Origin of the sequence: Burkholderia sp. Ac-20344, assembly GCF_017104975.1 — a bacterium.
In the GTDB taxonomy this organism is placed as follows: domain Bacteria; phylum Pseudomonadota; class Gammaproteobacteria; order Burkholderiales; family Burkholderiaceae; genus Burkholderia.
The window spans coordinates 1-15239 of sequence record NZ_JAAGPP010000099.1; the positions used below are offsets into that span (position 1 = coordinate 1).

Annotated in this window: 19 protein-coding genes; 16 read left to right on the forward strand and 3 right to left on the reverse strand. The window is 68.4% G+C overall.

The genetic code is table 11. The features are described from left to right. The 3 genes from gspL to G3N64_RS26210 all read left to right on the forward strand — a co-directional run. The coding region (gene gspL, locus G3N64_RS26200) for a type II secretion system protein GspL (protein WP_205786505.1) at nucleotides 1-685 on the forward strand (685 nt) is incomplete at its 5' end. Beyond that, nucleotides 682-1188: a type II secretion system protein M gene (locus tag G3N64_RS26205; RefSeq protein WP_174985709.1), complete on the forward strand. Its 507-nt coding sequence runs from the start codon at nucleotides 682-684 to the stop codon at nucleotides 1186-1188. The genes gspL and G3N64_RS26205, both read left to right, overlap by 4 nt. Nucleotides 1189-1219: 31 nt before the next feature. Further along, nucleotides 1220-2008, forward strand: coding sequence for a type II secretion system protein N (locus tag G3N64_RS26210; protein ID WP_205786536.1), 789 nt, complete (start codon nucleotides 1220-1222; stop codon nucleotides 2006-2008). A gap of 22 nt (nucleotides 2009-2030) precedes the next feature. Here the strand turns inward: G3N64_RS26210 and G3N64_RS26215 are convergent, their stop codons facing one another. Both G3N64_RS26215 and G3N64_RS26220 read right to left on the reverse strand, forming a co-directional pair. Next, nucleotides 2031-3608: an efflux transporter outer membrane subunit gene (locus G3N64_RS26215; protein WP_205786506.1), complete on the reverse strand. Its 1578-nt coding sequence runs from the start codon at nucleotides 3606-3608 to the stop codon at nucleotides 2031-2033. A gap of 269 nt (nucleotides 3609-3877) precedes the next feature. Next, on the reverse strand, nucleotides 3878-4162 hold the full coding sequence (locus G3N64_RS26220; protein WP_205786507.1) for a multidrug ABC transporter ATPase: 285 nt from the start codon (nucleotides 4160-4162) through the stop codon (nucleotides 3878-3880). Between the two features lie 172 nt (nucleotides 4163-4334). Between G3N64_RS26220 and G3N64_RS26225 the strand changes: the two genes are divergently transcribed. The 3 genes from G3N64_RS26225 to G3N64_RS26235 all read left to right on the forward strand — a co-directional run bounded on the left by G3N64_RS26225 (nucleotide 4335) and on the right by G3N64_RS26235 (nucleotide 6924). Beyond that, a complete protein-coding gene (locus G3N64_RS26225; RefSeq protein ID WP_174917324.1) occupies nucleotides 4335-4826 on the forward strand; it encodes a MarR family transcriptional regulator in 492 nt (163 codons plus the stop codon). 177 nt (nucleotides 4827-5003) lie between these two features. Then, nucleotides 5004-6566, forward strand: a complete 1563-nt coding sequence (locus G3N64_RS26230; RefSeq protein ID WP_205786508.1) for a DHA2 family efflux MFS transporter permease subunit — start codon at nucleotides 5004-5006, stop codon at nucleotides 6564-6566. A gap of 115 nt (nucleotides 6567-6681) precedes the next feature. After that, nucleotides 6682-6924 carry a type II toxin-antitoxin system prevent-host-death family antitoxin gene (locus tag G3N64_RS26235; protein WP_205786509.1) on the forward strand — a complete coding sequence of 81 codons (243 nt, stop codon included), beginning with the start codon at nucleotides 6682-6684 and terminating at the stop codon, nucleotides 6922-6924. A gap of 37 nt (nucleotides 6925-6961) precedes the next feature. Here the strand turns inward: G3N64_RS26235 and G3N64_RS26240 are convergent, their stop codons facing one another. Then, nucleotides 6962-7888, reverse strand: a complete 927-nt coding sequence (locus G3N64_RS26240; protein WP_205786510.1) for a LysR family transcriptional regulator — start codon at nucleotides 7886-7888, stop codon at nucleotides 6962-6964. A gap of 139 nt (nucleotides 7889-8027) precedes the next feature. Here G3N64_RS26240 and G3N64_RS26245 point away from each other — a divergent pair, with 139 nt between their 5' ends. The 10 genes from G3N64_RS26245 (at nucleotide 8028) to G3N64_RS26290 (ending at nucleotide 15185) form a co-directional block, all read left to right on the forward strand. After that, nucleotides 8028-8504 (forward strand): CidA/LrgA family protein, encoded by a 477-nt coding sequence (locus tag G3N64_RS26245; RefSeq protein WP_205786511.1) that lies wholly within the window; start codon nucleotides 8028-8030, stop codon nucleotides 8502-8504. A gap of 13 nt (nucleotides 8505-8517) precedes the next feature. Continuing rightward, nucleotides 8518-9240 (forward strand): LrgB family protein, encoded by a 723-nt coding sequence (locus G3N64_RS26250; protein WP_205786512.1) that lies wholly within the window; start codon nucleotides 8518-8520, stop codon nucleotides 9238-9240. A gap of 273 nt (nucleotides 9241-9513) precedes the next feature. Next, nucleotides 9514-10050, forward strand: coding sequence for a flagellar basal body-associated protein FliL (gene fliL / locus G3N64_RS26255; protein ID WP_205786513.1), 537 nt, complete (start codon nucleotides 9514-9516; stop codon nucleotides 10048-10050). A gap of 22 nt (nucleotides 10051-10072) precedes the next feature. Beyond that, the gene (gene fliM / locus G3N64_RS26260; RefSeq protein ID WP_205786514.1) at nucleotides 10073-11071 is read left to right on the forward strand and encodes a flagellar motor switch protein FliM; all 999 of its coding nucleotides are present in this window, start codon (nucleotides 10073-10075) and stop codon (nucleotides 11069-11071) included. Beyond that, the gene (fliN, locus tag G3N64_RS26265; protein ID WP_089471856.1) at nucleotides 11064-11555 is read left to right on the forward strand and encodes a flagellar motor switch protein FliN; all 492 of its coding nucleotides are present in this window, start codon (nucleotides 11064-11066) and stop codon (nucleotides 11553-11555) included. The genes fliM and fliN overlap by 8 nt, the downstream gene beginning before the upstream one ends. Continuing rightward, entirely contained in the window at nucleotides 11552-12118 is a 567-nt protein-coding gene (gene fliO / locus G3N64_RS26270; protein WP_205786515.1) for a flagellar biosynthetic protein FliO, read from the forward strand. The genes fliN and fliO overlap by 4 nt, the downstream gene beginning before the upstream one ends. Before the next feature lie 36 nt (nucleotides 12119-12154). Then, entirely contained in the window at nucleotides 12155-12916 is a 762-nt protein-coding gene (gene fliP / locus G3N64_RS26275) for a flagellar type III secretion system pore protein FliP (RefSeq protein ID WP_205786516.1), read from the forward strand. Between the two features lie 19 nt (nucleotides 12917-12935). Beyond that, entirely contained in the window at nucleotides 12936-13208 is a 273-nt protein-coding gene (fliQ, locus tag G3N64_RS26280; protein WP_006491272.1) for a flagellar biosynthesis protein FliQ, read from the forward strand. A 23-nt stretch (nucleotides 13209-13231) separates the two neighbouring features. Beyond that, nucleotides 13232-14014 (forward strand): flagellar biosynthetic protein FliR, encoded by a 783-nt coding sequence (gene fliR, locus G3N64_RS26285; RefSeq protein WP_205786517.1) that lies wholly within the window; start codon nucleotides 13232-13234, stop codon nucleotides 14012-14014. A 166-nt stretch (nucleotides 14015-14180) separates the two neighbouring features. After that, nucleotides 14181-15185 (forward strand): ABC transporter substrate-binding protein, encoded by a 1005-nt coding sequence (locus G3N64_RS26290; protein ID WP_205786518.1) that lies wholly within the window; start codon nucleotides 14181-14183, stop codon nucleotides 15183-15185. The last annotated feature ends 54 nt before the right edge of the window (nucleotides 15186-15239 follow it).

A 15239-nucleotide genomic window follows, 5' to 3' on the forward strand; every position in this document is an offset into this window, starting at 1 on the left:
GCGCGCAGCCGGCACGCTGGCCGCGCTCGCGGGCGGCGGCGATGTCGAACTGTACGAACTCGGCGAGCCCGGCGCGGAGCCTCGCCTGGCATCGGTCGGCCGTGCCGACGGCCCGTTGTTGCCGGGCGCCGCACCGCTGTCGTTCGACGCGTTCGCGCGCCGCGCGCTGACCGAGAAGCTCGACCTGTGCCAGTTCGAATTCGAATCGCAGCCGTGGCGCTTCGACCGCGCGACGGTGAAGCGCCTGCGCGTGCCGCTCGCCCTTGCCGCGGCGACGCTCGGCGTGGCGGTGATCGGGATGAACCTGCACTGGTGGAAGCTGTCGCGCGAGCGCGATGCGCTGTCCGCGCAGATCACCGAGACGCTGCTGTCCGCGTTCCCGAAGACGACGACGGTGCTCGATCCGCCCGCGCAGATGCAGCGCCAGCTCGACCAGTTGCGCCTGGCGGCCGGCGAGCTGTCGCCGAACGATTTCCTCGCGTTGTCGAGCGGGCTGTCGCGTTCGATGGGCGCGCTGCCGCTGAACGGCATCGCGTCGCTCGACTATCACGACCGGCGGCTCGACGTCGGCTTCAAGCCGGAGGTCAAGGTAGATCCCGATTTCACGCAGCGCCTCGCGCGTAACGGACTGTCCGGCGAAGTCGACAGCAATACGGGCAAATGGACGATCCGGAGCCGCTCATGAAGACGGAACAACTGAACCAGACGCTGGCCCAGTTCTGGGGCGAGCGCTCCCAGCGCGAAAAGATGCTGCTCGGCTGGGGCGGCGCCGTGCTGGCGGTCGCGATCGCGTATTCGGTGTTGTGGTCGCCCGCGCAGGAAGGCCGCGCGCGGATCCAGCGCGAGCTGCCGACGATGCGCCGCGAGCTTGCGCAGATGACCGCGCAGGCGAACGAGGCGAAGTCGCTGACGGCCGCCGCGCAGGGCGTGGCACCGACCGGCCTCGCGCTGAAGGACGCGCTGACCGCGTCGCTGTCCGATCACGGGCTGCAGGGCGCGCAGGTGCAGATCGTCGGCAACGGCGTACAGGTCCAGATGAAGAACGTGTCGTTCCCGGCGTGGACGCAGTGGCTCGACGATGCGCGCCGGCAGTTCAAGGTGCAGGTCGGCGAGGCGCATGCCACCGCGCTGAAGGACGACGGCCAGGTCGACCTGACGGCCGTGATGCAACCGTCTACGCAGAAATGACGCAGTGGATGACGCAAGTGGCGGCCGGCCGATGAGGCCGGGGATGAAGCGGCTCGCCACCGCATTGCCGTGGGTACTGGCGGGTGGATTGGCGACGGCGGTGACGCTCGTCGCGCTCGCGCCGGCCGCGTGGATCGCGCCGCAGTTCGCGCGCGCGACCGGCGGGCATGTGAATCTCGTCGATCCGGACGGGTCGCTGTGGCACGGTTCGGGCACGCTGATGCTCGCGCCAGGGGCCGACCAGAGCGCGGCGACGCTGCTGCCGGGCCGGGTCGAATGGACCACGGGCTTCTGGCCGCTGCTGACCGGGCGCGTGCAGATGCGCATGCGGCAGACCGAGGCGATGCCCGATGCGGTCACGCTCGATGCGACGTGGCGCGGCGCGGTATTGTCGGCGGGCACGATGGCCGTGCCCGCATCCCTGCTCGCCGGGCTCGGCACGCCGTTCAACACGCTCGACCTGCAGGGCGACGTGCGGCTCGGCTGGAGCGACTGGCGCCTGATCGGCAACAACGCGTTCGGCCAGCTGACGGTGACGATCGACTCGATGAGTTCGCGCGTATCGCGCGTGAAGCCGCTCGGTTCGTACCGCGCGGTGTTGCAGGCGAAGGGGGCCGGCGCCGATCTCGACCTGTCGACGACGCAGGGCCCGCTGTTCCTCGACGGCCACGGCAACTTCGGCCCTGGCCAGGGATCGTTCCGCGGCACCGCGCATTCGGCGCCCGAGCAGCAGCCGAACCTCGCGGGGCTGCTGAATCTGCTCGGTCACCCGATCGGGAACAACGAGGTGTCGCTGATTTTCGGCGACGCGCAGCGCTGACGCGCGCGTCGCTCTTCCGTTCCTACTTCTGCGCGAGCGGCGCGGCGACCGACGATGCGGTGGCCGACGATGCGGTGGCCGCGGGCGCGGCCGCACCGGGCGCCGGCACGGGCGCAGGTGCCGCCATGTCGCCGTTCTCGCGCGCCATCTCCGATACGTTCCAGCCGCCGCCGAGCGCCTTCACGAGCCCGACCGACGACGTCATCCGCTGCCCGGCGATCGTCGCGAGCTTCTGCTGCGCGGTGAACGCGGTGGTTTGCGCAGTCAGCACGTTCAGGTAGGCGACCGTGCCGGCCTTGTACTGGTTCGTGACGATCGAGAGTGCGTGCTCGGCACTGTCGACGGCCTGCCGCTGCACGTCGATTTCCTGCGCGAGGATGCGCTGCGACGCGAGGTTGTCCTCGACGTCCTGGAACGCGGTGAGCACCGCGAGGCGGTACGCGGCGACGTCCTGGTCGTAGGTCGCGCGCGCGGCGTCGGTCTGCGCGGCGCGCAGCCCTGCGTCGAACAGCGTGGCCGCGAGCTGCGGGCCGACCGTCCAGAAGCGCGCCGGCAGCGTGAACAGCTGCGACCACACCGAACTCTGGAAGCCGCCGGTGGCCGACAGCGTAAGTGTCGGGAAGAACGCGGAGATCGCGACGCCGATCTGCTCGTTCGCGGCCGCCGCACGGCGCTCGGCCGCCGCGATGTCGGGCCGGCGCTCGAGGATCGCCGACGGCACGTCGACCGGCGTGATCGGCGGCTCGGCCGCGAGCGGATTCGGCGGCAGCGAGAAGGTGGACGCCGGTTCGCCGATCAGCGTCGCGATCGCATGCTCGTACTGCGCGCGTGCGACGCCGTTGTCGATCGACGCCGCCTGCGCGCTCTGCAGCTGCGTCTGCGCCTGGATCACGTCCGCGCGCGCGGCGACGCCCTGCGCGTACTGGTTCTGCGTGAGCGTCAGCGATTTCTGGTACGACTTCACGGTGTCGTCGAGCAGCTTCTGCAGCGCATCGGACGTGCGCAGCTGGAAATAGGTCTGCGCGAGCAGCGCCTGTTGCGACAGCCGCGCGTTTGCGAGATCGGCCGCGGCGGCGGCCTCGCCGGCGCGCTGTGCGCTGACGGTACGGCTCACCTTGCCCCACAGGTCGGGTTCCCAGCTCGCATCGAGGCCGACGCTGTAGCTGTTGTTGATCGAGCCGGACGAGCCGCTGCCGAAACTCGACGACGACACCGACGTGCGCGGCGTCCGGGCGCGCGAGCCCGACGCCGTCAGCCCGACGGTCGGGAAATACGCGGCGCGCGCCTCGGTGACGAGCGCGCGCGCCTGCCGGTACGCGGCCGCCGATTGTGCGATGGTCTGGTTCGAAGCGTTGAGCTTGCCGATCAGCGCATCGAGCTGCGGATCGTCGTAGACCGCCCACCACGGGCCGCGGTCGGTGCGGTCGGCGGGCTGCGCGACCTTCCAGCCGGCCGGCGCTTCCTTGTATGCGGCGGGGATCGACGTGTCGGGCCGGTGATAGTCGGGCCCGACGGCGCAGCCGGCGAGCAGCACGGCCGTCGCGACAGCGACGGCGGCGCTCAGCGGGCGAAGGGCGCGCGGGAGGGAGGCGTACGGCATGGTGAATTTCCTGTCTGGGCGCGACGTCCGGCGCGCGGCGTCGCACGATGCGGTTGTCGTGCCGCTGGCGGACAAATGGTAACTGACGGCGGGAAAGCTGCGCAGCCCCAAGGGTACGGTGCGCGGCGACAGGAATGTGTTACCGGCGCGAGCGGCCGGTTTACCGGCCATTACGGCTCGCTTGCAGGAAAACGGGCGGGCGATGCCGGCCGTTCGTGGCGCGGCCGGCGCTCGGTCGGAGCCGTCAGGAAGGCAGGAGACGCGCGATGTCAGTGGCAGCGCGCGGGCAGCGGGAGCGGTTCGGCGGCGGACCGCCATGTCGACGGTTCCGTCGCGGCCGGCTGGCCCGTGCGGCGAGCGCCGTCTTTCGCGTTGCGCTGCCGGCGATGATCGAACCATGCGACCCCGAGCGCCGCGAGCGAGCCACCCGGCACCACCAGCATCGTCACGTACAGCGCGATCTTCCAGCCGCGGTGCGGCCCGGAAAACACATGGTGAGCGGTATCGGTCAGGTTGCGGCGCAGCGCGCCGGCGGCATTTTTCAGGAACAGCATCGCGAACATCCTCGGGGCCCGCAGCGCGGGCGAATCGGTCAGAACATCGTCTCCGGCAGTGCAACATGCACGTCGTAACTGGTTGCCTCAAATAATATTGACTAAGCAAGCAATTTTCAAGATACTGAGCGCGTCTCAATCCGAAACGCACTATTGCTGCGTGCGCAATCGCATGACCGGCGGCCTCTACGATCCCGAGAACATCGCGCTGGAAACGAGCCTCGGCTATTACCTGTCGAAGGCGAAGCAGGCGCTCGTCGAGCGGATGGACCGCGCGCTCGAGCCGCTCGACCTCACCGCGCAGCAGATCGGCGTGATCCTGCTGCTGTCGCGCGGTTATGCGCGCACGCCGTTCGAGCTGTCCCGCAAGATGTCGTACGACAGCGGGTCGATGACGCGGATGCTCGACCGGCTCGAACGCAAGGGGCTGGTCGCACGCTCGCGCAGCGAGCAGGACCGCCGGATGATCGAGCTGACGCTGACCGAACGCGGCGCCGAAGCCGCCCGTGCGCTGCCGTCGCTGATCGCGACCGCGCTCAATGCGCAGCTCGACGGTTTCTCGGCCGACGAGCTCGCGACGCTCACCGGCCTGCTGCAGCGCTTCATCGCCAACGGGCCCGGCACGACCGGTTGTCCGAAACCCGACGACGAAGCGGACTGCTGATATGCGCGGAGGCCCCATGTCTAGGTTAAACGTTCGCTTATTTATCTGTCTGGGCAGAAGATGACAGGGCACGTGCTCCCCTTTTTCCTTTATCCGTTCCACCCGGCCGGGCTGCGCTGCGGCGCACACCCGTGCGTTGTGCCGGCGCGTCGCGCGCGCCGCGTCTAGGAGATTCCGATGTCCGCCACCACGGCATCCACCGCATCGCCCGCCGCCGCCCCCGCCCCGCTGTCCGGCGGCGCACTCGCGCTGCTCACCGTCGGGCTCGCGCTCGGCACCTTCATGGAAGTGCTCGACACGTCGATCGCGAACGTCGCGGTGCCGACCATCTCCGGCAGCCTCGGCGTCGCGACGAGCGAAGGCACGTGGGTGATCTCGTCGTACTCGGTCGCGTCCGCGATCGCGGTACCGCTCACCGGCTGGCTCGCGCGGCGGGTCGGCGAGGTGCGGCTGTTCACGCTGTCGGTGCTCGCGTTCACGATCGCGTCGGCGCTGTGCGGCCTCGCGACCAACTTCGAGACGCTGATCGCGTTCCGGCTGCTGCAGGGCCTCGTGTCGGGGCCGATGGTGCCGCTGTCGCAGACGATCCTGATGCGCAGCTACCCGCCCGCGAAGCGCGGGCTCGCGCTCGGGCTATGGGCGATGACGGTGATCGTCGCGCCGATCTTCGGCCCGCTGCTGGGCGGCTGGATCAGCGACAACTACACATGGCCGTGGATCTTCTACATCAACCTGCCGATCGGCGTCTTCTCGGCGACCTGCGCGTACTTCCTGCTGCGCGGCCGCGAGACGAAGACGACGAAGCAGCGGATCGACGCGGTCGGCCTCGCGCTGCTCGTGATCGGCGTGTCGTGCCTGCAGATGATGCTCGACCTCGGCAAGGATCGCGACTGGTTCAACTCGACGTTCATCGTCGCGCTCGCGCTGATCGCGGTCGTGTCGCTCGCGTTCATGCTCGTATGGGAGGCGACCGAGAAGGAGCCGGTGGTCGACCTGTCGCTCTTCAAGGACCGCAACTTCGCGCTCGGCGCGCTGATCATCTCGTTCGGCTTCATGGCGTTCTTCGGCTCGGTCGTGATCTTCCCGCTGTGGCTGCAGACGGTGATGGGCTACACGGCGGGCAAGGCCGGCCTCGCGACTGCGCCGGTCGGGCTGCTTGCGCTCGTGCTGTCGCCGCTGATCGGCCGCAACATGCACCGGCTCGACCTGCGGATGGTCGCGAGCTTCGCGTTCATCGTGTTCGCCGGCGTGTCGATCTGGAACTCGACGTTTACGCTCGACGTGCCGTTCAACCATGTGATCCTGCCGCGTCTCGTGCAGGGGATCGGCGTTGCCTGCTTCTTCGTGCCGATGACGACGATCACGCTGTCGAGCATCTCCGACGAGCGGCTCGCGAGCGCGTCGGGGCTGTCGAACTTCCTGCGCACGCTGTCGGGCGCGATCGGCACCGCGGCCAGCTCGACGTTCTGGGAAAACGACGCGATCTACCACCATGCGCGGCTGTCGGAATCGGTGAGCATCTATGCGCAGAGCACGACCGACTACCAGGGCGCGCTGTCACAGCTCGGCATCGTCGGCCAGACGGCCAATGCGCAGCTCAACCAGCTCGTCACGCAGCAGGGCTTCATGATGGCGACCAACGACTTCTTCCTGCTGTCGGCGTTCATGTTCGGTGCGCTCGCGTTGCTCGTGTGGGTCACGAAGCCGAGGAAGGGGGCGGGGCCGGCGATGGGGCATTGAAACCAGTGACTGGCGGCTGGCACGGCGACGTCTTGCGGGCGCGCTCGCCTTCTCGCATCTTCAAACTAAACTAAGCCGACAAGATTGTTTCAATTCGGCCGATTTCGAGGGTGCGATGCAGACTTACGACATGGGCGAAGCAAAGACGAGCCTGCCGCAGTTGATCGACAAAGCCGTCGACACTGGCGAGCCGTTTGTGATTGCCAAAGCCGGCAAGCCGCTCGTCAGGGTCGTACCGATCGACATGCCGAAGCCCGGTTCACGAATCGGCTTCATGAAGGGGCAGATTCGTGTCCCGGATGACTTCGATTCGATGGGCTGCGATACGATTTCGAAGCTGTTCGAGGGCGGCGGGTAAAGTTGTCGATCCAGCACGTCTGATTGCACGCTGCGCCTCACTCCCTCGCCCGCAACCCGCCGAACGCCAGGTCGTCGCCGGGCGCGATCGGCAGCGTCGCCCGCGCCACTTCAAGCCACGCGCGCGCCGCGTGCGACAGATACCCCTTCTTCAGCCAGCCGAGCGCGATCGCCCACGTGATCTCCGGCTCGACGATCGGCCGGCACGTGAACTGGCCCGCGTCGAGCCGCCGGCAATACGGCTCGGGCAGCAGCGCGATGCCGACCCCGGCATGCACGAGCGCCGCCATGAAATCCCAGTGGCCGCTGCGGCTCACGATCGACGGCGTGAAACCGGCCAGCCGGCACGCGTCCAGCACCGCGTCGTGCAGCGCGAGGCTTTCCGCGTAGAAGACGAACGACTCGCGCGCGAGATCCGCGAGCGGCACGGCCTCGTGATCCTCCCAGCGCGACTCGCGTGGCGCGACGAGCCACAACGGCGCGCGCACCATCGGCAGGCGCTCGAACGTGCCGGGATCGACCGGCTCCAGCAGCCCGCCGAGTTCCAGCTCGCCCGACGTCAGCGCGGCCTCGATCATCCGTGCACCCTGCTCGAACAGCTTCAGTTCGATGTTCGGATAGCGCTGCTTGTACGCGGCGATGATCGGCGTGAACAGCGAGCCCCCAAGCGGTGGAATCCCGATCGTCAGCTCGCCGCGCCCGAGCGTGCCGAGATCGTTCAGCTCCGATTGCAGCTGCGCCTGCGCGGCGAGCACGTCCTGGCCGCGCTGGAACACGATCCGCCCCGCGTCGGTCAGCACCATCTGCCGGCCGTCGCGCAACAGCAGCGGCGAACCGATCTCGTCTTCCAGCGCCTTCACCATCTTGCTGATGGTCGGCTGGGTCACGAACAGCTTGTCGGCGGCCGCCGTGAAACTCTGCTGGCGAACCACCTCGACGAAGTACCGCAGCGCGCGCAATTCCATCGATGTCTCCCCAAGTTGGTGCGGCGATCCAAACTGAATTCCGAATTGGAATGACAAGGATAGAGACAAGTCATTTTATTTATGGTTAGGGGAAACCCTATACTCCCACCATCAACGGAATATCTGTAGGGAGCCTGCCATGACCAAGCCGACCGCCGCACTCGCCGCCCGCCCCGCTGCTTCGGGCAGCATGGCACGCACGGGCCGGATCGCGCTGCAGGCCGCCGCGCTCGGCGCGCTGTGGATGGCGGTCGACTGGGCCGTGCGCAAGATCGGGCTGCCGATCCCGTCCGGCGTGATCGGCCTCGCGGTGCTCCTCGTGCTGCTGTTCTCGGGCCGCGTCGCGCCCGCGTGGGTGAAGGACGGCGCGAACTGGCTGCTGTCCGACATGCTGCTGTTCTTCGTGCCGGCCGCCGTCGCGGCCGTGCAGTACGGCGGGCTGTTCCGCGAGGACGGCTGGCGCATCGCGCTGGTGATGCTCGCCGGCACCGCGTTCGTGATGGTCGCGGTGGCCGTCGCGGTCGACCTCGCCGCGAAGCTCGAACGCCGGCTCGCCGCGCAGCGTGTGTTCGCCGAACGCCGCCGCGCGCGCCTGAGCGCCGTGTCCGCGCACTGAGCCGGAGCGTCCGATGCTTGCCGCGCTCTCGAACCTGTCGGCCGACCGCGTGAACACCGCGATCTCCCTCGGCTGCTTCGTGCTGACGGTCGTGCTGTATTTCGCGTCGAAGCGGCTCTACGCGTACAAGAAGACGATGCTGTTTTCGCCGCTCGTGTTCGTGCCGGGCGTGCTGGTGCTGCTCGTCCTGCTGACCGGCATCCCGTATTCGGTCTACTTCCGCGACACGCGCTGGCTGATGTGGCTGCTCGGCCCGGCAACGATCGCGTTCGCGGTGCCGATCTACGACTATCGCGACCTGATCCGCCGCCACTGGCTGTCGCTGTCGGTCGGCGTCGCGGTCGGGATCTGCGCGGGCGTGGCCGGGTCGCTGCTGCTCGCGAAGCTGCTGCACCTGTCGCCAGAGCTGCAGCGCTCGCTGATGACGCGCTCGGTGTCGACGCCGTTCGCGCTCGCCGTGTCGGACAAGATCCACGCGCCGAAGGATCTCACCGCGCTGTTCGTAATCGCGACCGGCATCTGCGGGATGCTGCTCGGCGAGCTGGTGCTCGCGCTGGTGCCGATGCGCACGCGGCTTGCGCGCGGCGCGCTGTTCGGCGCGGCCGCCCACGGCGTGGGCACCGCGAAGGCGCGCGAGATCGGCAGCGAGGAAGGCGTCGTGTCGAGCCTGACGATGATGATCGCGGGCGTCGCGATGGTGCTGATCGCGCCGCTGCTGACGCTGCTGCCGATCTGACCGGGCGGCCGACGCCCCGCCGAGCGCCGGCCGCGCCCGGCGCGATCGTACCTGCCGCCACAAGCGCGACAGGCTCCGTACGGCGGAACCGGCGCCACCTCCTGATCACGCCCGCTCCGTCTGCCGGCCCGGCGCCCCTTTCCACACCCGGCATGGCCGCCTTCTCCCGCCAGCCCTCCCCTGCATCCGGCCGACGCCCGACCGACAATCGGCTGAGATAGCCGCAAATCCCCCCTCTTTTCCGCCCATCGGGCTCGGCCCGGATGCCGAACAATGCATGCTACGAGACATCACGCACGCATTCACATGGCCTCCACGACCGCAAACCCGACCGCCGACAAGCCGGCTTCGTCCGGCAAGTTCAAGCGCATCGCGCTCATCGCCGTCATCGCGCTGGGCGCGGCGGCCGCCGCAGCCGGCGGCATGTACGTGTTCCTGAGCAAGGAAGGCGTCGGCCATGCGAGCGCGCCCGCCGAGCCGGCGCCGCTCGCCGCGCCGGTGTTCTTCCCGCTCGACCCGCTGACCGTGAACCTGCAGTCCGACGACGGCGCACAGCACTACCTGCGCGTCGGCCTGTCGCTGAAGCTCACCGACCCGAAGGCGCAGGAGCAACTGACCGCGCGGATGCCGGAAATCCGTAGCCGGATCCTGCTCGCGCTGTCGAACAAGCATCCCGAGGAGCTCGCGACGCCGGACGGCAAGCATTCGCTCGCGAAGGAACTGCGGGAACTGATCGAGCAGCCGACGCAGCCGGGCAACCAGCGCGCGAAGGTCGACGACGTGCTGTTCACCGAATTCGTCGTCCAGTAACGCGGCCGCGAAAGGAGCGCGTATGGGCCACCAGGAGTTCATGTCCCAGGAGGAGGTCGATGCCCTCCTCAAGGGCGTCACGGGCGAAACCGATTCAGTCGACGAGCAGCGCGACACATCGGGCGTCCGCCCCTACAACATCGCGACGCAGGAGCGGATCGTCCGCGGCCGGATGCCCGGCCTCGAGATCATCAACGACCGCTTCGCGCGCCTGCTGCGGATCGGCATCTTCAACTTCATGCGGCGCACGGCGGAAATCTCCGTCAGCCAGGTGAAGGTGCAGAAGTACAGCGAGTTCACCCGCAACCTGCCGATCCCGACGAACCTGAACCTGGTGCACGTGAAGCCGCTGCGCGGCACGTCGCTGTTCGTGTTCGATCCGAACCTCGTGTTCTTCGTCGTCGACAACCTGTTCGGCGGCGACGGGCGCTTTCACACGCGCGTCGAGGGCCGCGATTTCACGGCCACCGAGCAGCGGATCATCGGCAAGCTGCTGAACCTCGTGTTCGAGCACTACACGACCGCGTGGAAGAGCGTGCGGCCGCTGCAGTTCGAATTCGTGCGCTCGGAGATGCACACGCAGTTCGCGAACGTCGCGACGCCGAACGAGATCGTGATCGTCACGCAGTTCTCGATCGAGTTCGGGCCGACGGGCGGCACGCTGCACATCTGCATGCCGTACTCGATGGTCGAGCCGATCCGCGACGTGCTCGCGTCGCCGATCCAGGGCGAGGCGCTCGAAGTCGACCGCCGCTGGGTGCGCGTGCTGTCGCAGCAGGTGCAGGCCGCCGAGGTCGAGCTGACCGCGAATCTCGCCGAGATCTCGTCGACCTTCGAGAAGATCCTGAACCTGCGCGCGGGCGACGTGCTGCCGCTGGAAATCGAGGACACGATCACCGCGAAGGTCGACGGCGTGCCGGTGATGGAATGCGGCTACGGAATTTTCAATGGTCAATATGCGTTGCGCGTGCAGAAGATGATCAGCGCGGGCGATTCGATGAAGGAAAGTGGATATGAGTGAGCTGAATCAGACGCCCGAGGACGACGCACAAGCGATGGCCGACGCGGCCCTCGCGGCATCGGCTGCCGCCGCGCAGGCGGCCCCGGCCGCGGCGGAAGAAGATCCGGGCATGGACGACTGGGCGGCCGCGCTCGCCGAGCAGAACCAGCAGCCGGTGCCGGCGGGCGCGACGGGCGCCGGCGTGTTCCAGCCGCTGTCGAAGGCCGCGGCAAGCTCGACGCACAACGACATCGAGATGATCCTCGACATCCCGGTCAAGATGACCGTGGAGCTCGGCCGCACGAAGATCGCGATCCGCAACCTGCTGCAGCTCGCGCAGGGGTCGGTCGTCGAGCTGGACGGCATGGCCGGCGAGCCGATGGACGTGCTCGTGAACGGCTGCCTGATCGCGCAGGGCGAGGTCGTGGTCGTCAACGACAAGTTCGGTATCCGCCTGACCGACATCATCACGCCGGCTGAACGCATCCGGAAGCTGAACCGGTGAACGCAGCAAAGCCCGGCCGCCACGGGCGCGTCGCGAGCGCGGCGGCGGCTGCCGCGGCCATTGCGGCGTCGCTTGCGTGCGCACCGGCCGGTGCCGCCGACATGAACGCGGTGAACCATGCCGGGGCGATCGCGTCGAGCGTGATGGTCGGCTCGGCCGCGCCGTCGCTCGGCATCGGTGCGGTGCTGCAGACGCTGGTCGGGCTCGCGGTCGTGATCGGTCTCGTGTTCGCGTGCGCATGGCTTGCGCGCCGCTTCGGCTTCCAGCACGCGCGCCGCGGCGGCCCGCTGAAGGTCGTGTCGAGCGTCGCGGTCGGCGCGAAGGAAAGCGCGACGATCGTCGAGATCGGCGACACCTGGCTCGTGCTCGGCGTCGCGCCGGGCAACGTGCGATTGCTGCATACGCTGCCGGCCGGCTCGGCGGCGTCGGCTTTGGCTTCGGCCGACGCGCCCGTCGGCGCCGCCCCGTCCGAAGGCGGCCTGCCAGGCACGTTCGGCTCGCGGTTTCGCGACGCGCTCGCGGGCGAAGCCGCGAAGCGCCTCGGTCGCGGCAAGGACCGCTGACATGGCGCCGCGCCCTCTTTCCGACCCCGCATTCCGATGAAACACGCCTTCCTGCATCGCGCGGCGCGCTTCGCGCCCGTGCTGTTCCTCTGCCTCGCGCCGGCGCTCGCCTATGCGCAGGCGAACGGCCTGCCCGCATTCAACGCGAGCCCGGGCCCGCACGGCGGCACCACCTATTCGCTGAGCGTGCAGACGATGCTGCTGCTCACGATGCTGTCGTTCCTGCCGGCGATGGTGCTGATGATGACGAGCTTCACGCGCATCATCATCGTGCTGTCGCTGCTGCGCCAGGCGCTCGGCACCGCGACGACGCCGCCGAACCAGGTGCTCGTCGGCCTCGCGATGTTTCTCACCTTCTTCGTGATGTCGCCGGTGCTCGACCGCGCGTACAACGACGGCTACAAGCCTTTCTCCGACGGCTCGATGCCGATGGAGCAGGCCGTGCAGCGCGGCGTCGCGCCGTTCAAGACCTTCATGCTGAAGCAGACCCGCGAGACCGATCTCGCGCTGTTCGCGAAGATCTCGAAGGCCGCGCCGATGCAGGGGCCCGAGGACGTGCCGCTGTCGCTGCTGGTGCCCGCGTTCGTCACGAGCGAGCTGAAGACCGGCTTCCAGATCGGCTTCACGGTCTTCATCCCGTTCCTGATCATCGACATGGTCGTCGCGAGCGTGCTGATGTCGATGGGGATGATGATGGTGTCGCCGTCCACCGTGTCGCTGCCGTTCAAGCTGATGCTGTTCGTGCTGGTCGACGGCTGGCAGCTGCTGATCGGCTCGCTCGCGCAGAGCTTTACGTAGGCCGCGGAGGAATCGCACGATGACGCCCGAACAAGTGATGACCCTGGCGCACCAGGCGATGATGGTCGGCCTGCTGCTTGCCGCCCCGCTGCTGCTGGTCGCGCTCGCGGTCGGCCTCGTCGTGAGCCTGTTCCAGGCCGCGACGCAGATCAACGAGGCGACGCTGTCGTTCATCCCGAAGCTGCTCGCGGTCGCCGCGACGCTCGTGATCGCCGGCCCGTGGATGCTGACGACGATGCTCGACTACCTGCGGCAGACGCTGCTGCACGTCGCGACGCTCGGCGTCGGCTGAGCCGCGCGCAGCACCCGGCGCCGATGTTCTCGGTTACCTACGCGCAGCTCAACGGCTGGCTCACGGCATTCCTGTGGCCGTTCGTGCGGATGCTCGCGCTCGTCGCGACCGCGCCCGTCATCGGCCACGCGGCGGTGCCCGTGCGCGTGAAGATCGGCCTCGCCGCGTTCATGGCGCTGGTCGTCGCGCCGACGCTCGGCGCGATGCCGGACGTCACCGTGTTCTCCGCGCAGGGCATCTGGATCCTCGTCACGCAGTTCCTGATCGGCGTCGCGATGGGCTTCACGATGCAGATCGTGTTCGCGGCCGTCGAGGCGGCCGGCGACTTCATCGGGCTGTCGATGGGGCTCGGCTTTGCCACTTTCTTCGATCCGCACACGAGCGGCGCGACACCCGTGATGGGCCGCTTCCTGAACGCGGTCGCGATGCTCGCGTTCCTCGCGGTGGATGGCCACCTGCAGGTGTTCGCCGCGCTCACCGCATCGTTCCAGTCGCTGCCGGTATCGGCCGACCTGCTGCACGCGCCCGGCTGGCGCACGCTCGCCGCATTCGGCACGACGGTGTTCGAGATGGGGCTGCTGCTCTCGCTGCCGGTGGTCGCGGCGCTGCTGATCGCGAACCTTGCGCTCGGCATCCTGAACCGCGCGGCGCCGCAGATCGGCGTGTTCCAGGTCGGCTTTCCCGTCACGATGCTCGTCGGGCTGTTGCTCGTGCAGCTGATGGTGCCGAACCTCGTGCCGTTCGTGTCGCACCTGTTCGACATGGGGCTCGATGCGATCGGGCGGGTGTTGATCGGCTGGCGCTGAGCGCATCCCGCCCCCGTTCCCGGCCTGTTCCGGCCCTCCCTTGCAGGAAAACCCCTAAAGGAATCGCCGGCCCGCGAAAGGTTGCAGAAGGTTTCGCCTCCCTATACTCGTCGTGACGATGCAGCAAGCATCGCGCCATACGAATACAACGAACGGAGACGACCCGATGCGACCCATCCTGCGCACCCTCGCCGTGGCAGCCAGCCTGAGCTGCGCGCTTGCCGCTCACCCCGCTTTCGCCGACGACGGCGGCAAGATCACGATCATGGTCGGCGGGATCGCGAAGCTCATCTACCTGCCCGCGCGGCTCACGCAGGAGCTCGGCTACTTCAAGGCCGAAGGGCTCGATGTCGAGCTGCTGTCGCAGCCGGCCGGCGTCGACGCGGAGAACGAGCTGCTCGCGGGTGCCGTGCAGGGCGTCGTCGGCTTCTACGACCACACGATCGACCTGCAGAGCAAGGGCAAGGACGTGAAGGCGATCGCCGTGTTCGGCCAGGTGCCGGGCGAAGTCGAGATGGTGTCGACCAAGGCCGCGCCGACCTTCAAGTCGATGGCGGATGCGAAGGGCAAGACGCTTGGCGTGACGGGTCTCGGCTCGTCGACGAGCTTCCTCACGCAATACCTCGCGCTGCAGCACGGCGTGCCGTCGACGGCGTACACGATGCTGCCGGTCGGCGCCGACGCGAGCTTCATCGCCGCGATCAAGCAGGGCCGCATCGACGCCGGGATGACGACCGAGCCGACGGTGTCCGCGCTCGAGAAGATGGGCGACGCGAAGGTGCTGGTCGACATGCGCACCGTCGACGGCACGCGCGCGGCGCTCGGCGGCACCTACCCAGCCGCGAGCCTGTACGTGCAGTCGGCTTGGGCCGATTCGCACAAGCCGCAGGCGGTGAAGCTGGCTCACGCGTTCGCGAAGACGATGCAGTTCATCCACACGCACAGCGCCGACGAAATCGCGGCGAAGATGCCGGCCGACTACCAGAAGGACAAGGCGCTGTACGTGAGCGCGCTGAAGGCGTCGCTGCCGATGTACACCGCCGACGGCAAGATGCCGGCCGACGGCCCGGCGACCGTGCTGAAGGTGCTGTCGGCGTTCAACCCGTCGGTGAAGGGCAAGCACATCGACCTGGCGCGCACCTACACGAACGATTTCGTGAACGCGAAGTAATCGATCTCGGCAGCGGCGCCGGCGATCCCGCCGCCGTGCGTGCCCCGTTCCGGC

Bases quoted from the DNA above. Each gene is read 5' to 3' on its own strand.
- G3N64_RS26205 (WP_174985709.1), top strand. From the start codon at position 682: ATGAAGACGGAACAACTGAACCAGACGCTGGCCCAGTTCTGGGGCGAG.
- G3N64_RS26210 (WP_205786536.1), top strand. From the start codon at position 1,220: ATGAGGCCGGGGATGAAGCGGCTCGCCACCGCATTGCCGTGGGTACTG.
- G3N64_RS26215 (WP_205786506.1), bottom strand. From the start codon at position 3,608: ATGCCGTACGCCTCCCTCCCGCGCGCCCTTCGCCCGCTGAGCGCCGCC.
- G3N64_RS26220 (WP_205786507.1), bottom strand. From the start codon at position 4,162: ATGCTGTTCCTGAAAAATGCCGCCGGCGCGCTGCGCCGCAACCTGACC.
- G3N64_RS26225 (WP_174917324.1), top strand. From the start codon at position 4,335: ATGACCGGCGGCCTCTACGATCCCGAGAACATCGCGCTGGAAACGAGC.
- G3N64_RS26230 (WP_205786508.1), top strand. From the start codon at position 5,004: ATGTCCGCCACCACGGCATCCACCGCATCGCCCGCCGCCGCCCCCGCC.
- G3N64_RS26235 (WP_205786509.1), top strand. From the start codon at position 6,682: ATGCAGACTTACGACATGGGCGAAGCAAAGACGAGCCTGCCGCAGTTG.
- G3N64_RS26240 (WP_205786510.1), bottom strand. From the start codon at position 7,888: ATGGAATTGCGCGCGCTGCGGTACTTCGTCGAGGTGGTTCGCCAGCAG.
- G3N64_RS26245 (WP_205786511.1), top strand. From the start codon at position 8,028: ATGACCAAGCCGACCGCCGCACTCGCCGCCCGCCCCGCTGCTTCGGGC.
- G3N64_RS26250 (WP_205786512.1), top strand. From the start codon at position 8,518: ATGCTTGCCGCGCTCTCGAACCTGTCGGCCGACCGCGTGAACACCGCG.
- fliL (WP_205786513.1), top strand. From the start codon at position 9,514: ATGCATGCTACGAGACATCACGCACGCATTCACATGGCCTCCACGACC.
- fliM (WP_205786514.1), top strand. From the start codon at position 10,073: ATGGGCCACCAGGAGTTCATGTCCCAGGAGGAGGTCGATGCCCTCCTC.
- fliN (WP_089471856.1), top strand. From the start codon at position 11,064: ATGAGTGAGCTGAATCAGACGCCCGAGGACGACGCACAAGCGATGGCC.
- fliP (WP_205786516.1), top strand. From the start codon at position 12,155: ATGAAACACGCCTTCCTGCATCGCGCGGCGCGCTTCGCGCCCGTGCTG.
- fliQ (WP_006491272.1), top strand. From the start codon at position 12,936: ATGACGCCCGAACAAGTGATGACCCTGGCGCACCAGGCGATGATGGTC.
- fliR (WP_205786517.1), top strand. From the start codon at position 13,232: ATGTTCTCGGTTACCTACGCGCAGCTCAACGGCTGGCTCACGGCATTC.
- G3N64_RS26290 (WP_205786518.1), top strand. From the start codon at position 14,181: ATGCGACCCATCCTGCGCACCCTCGCCGTGGCAGCCAGCCTGAGCTGC.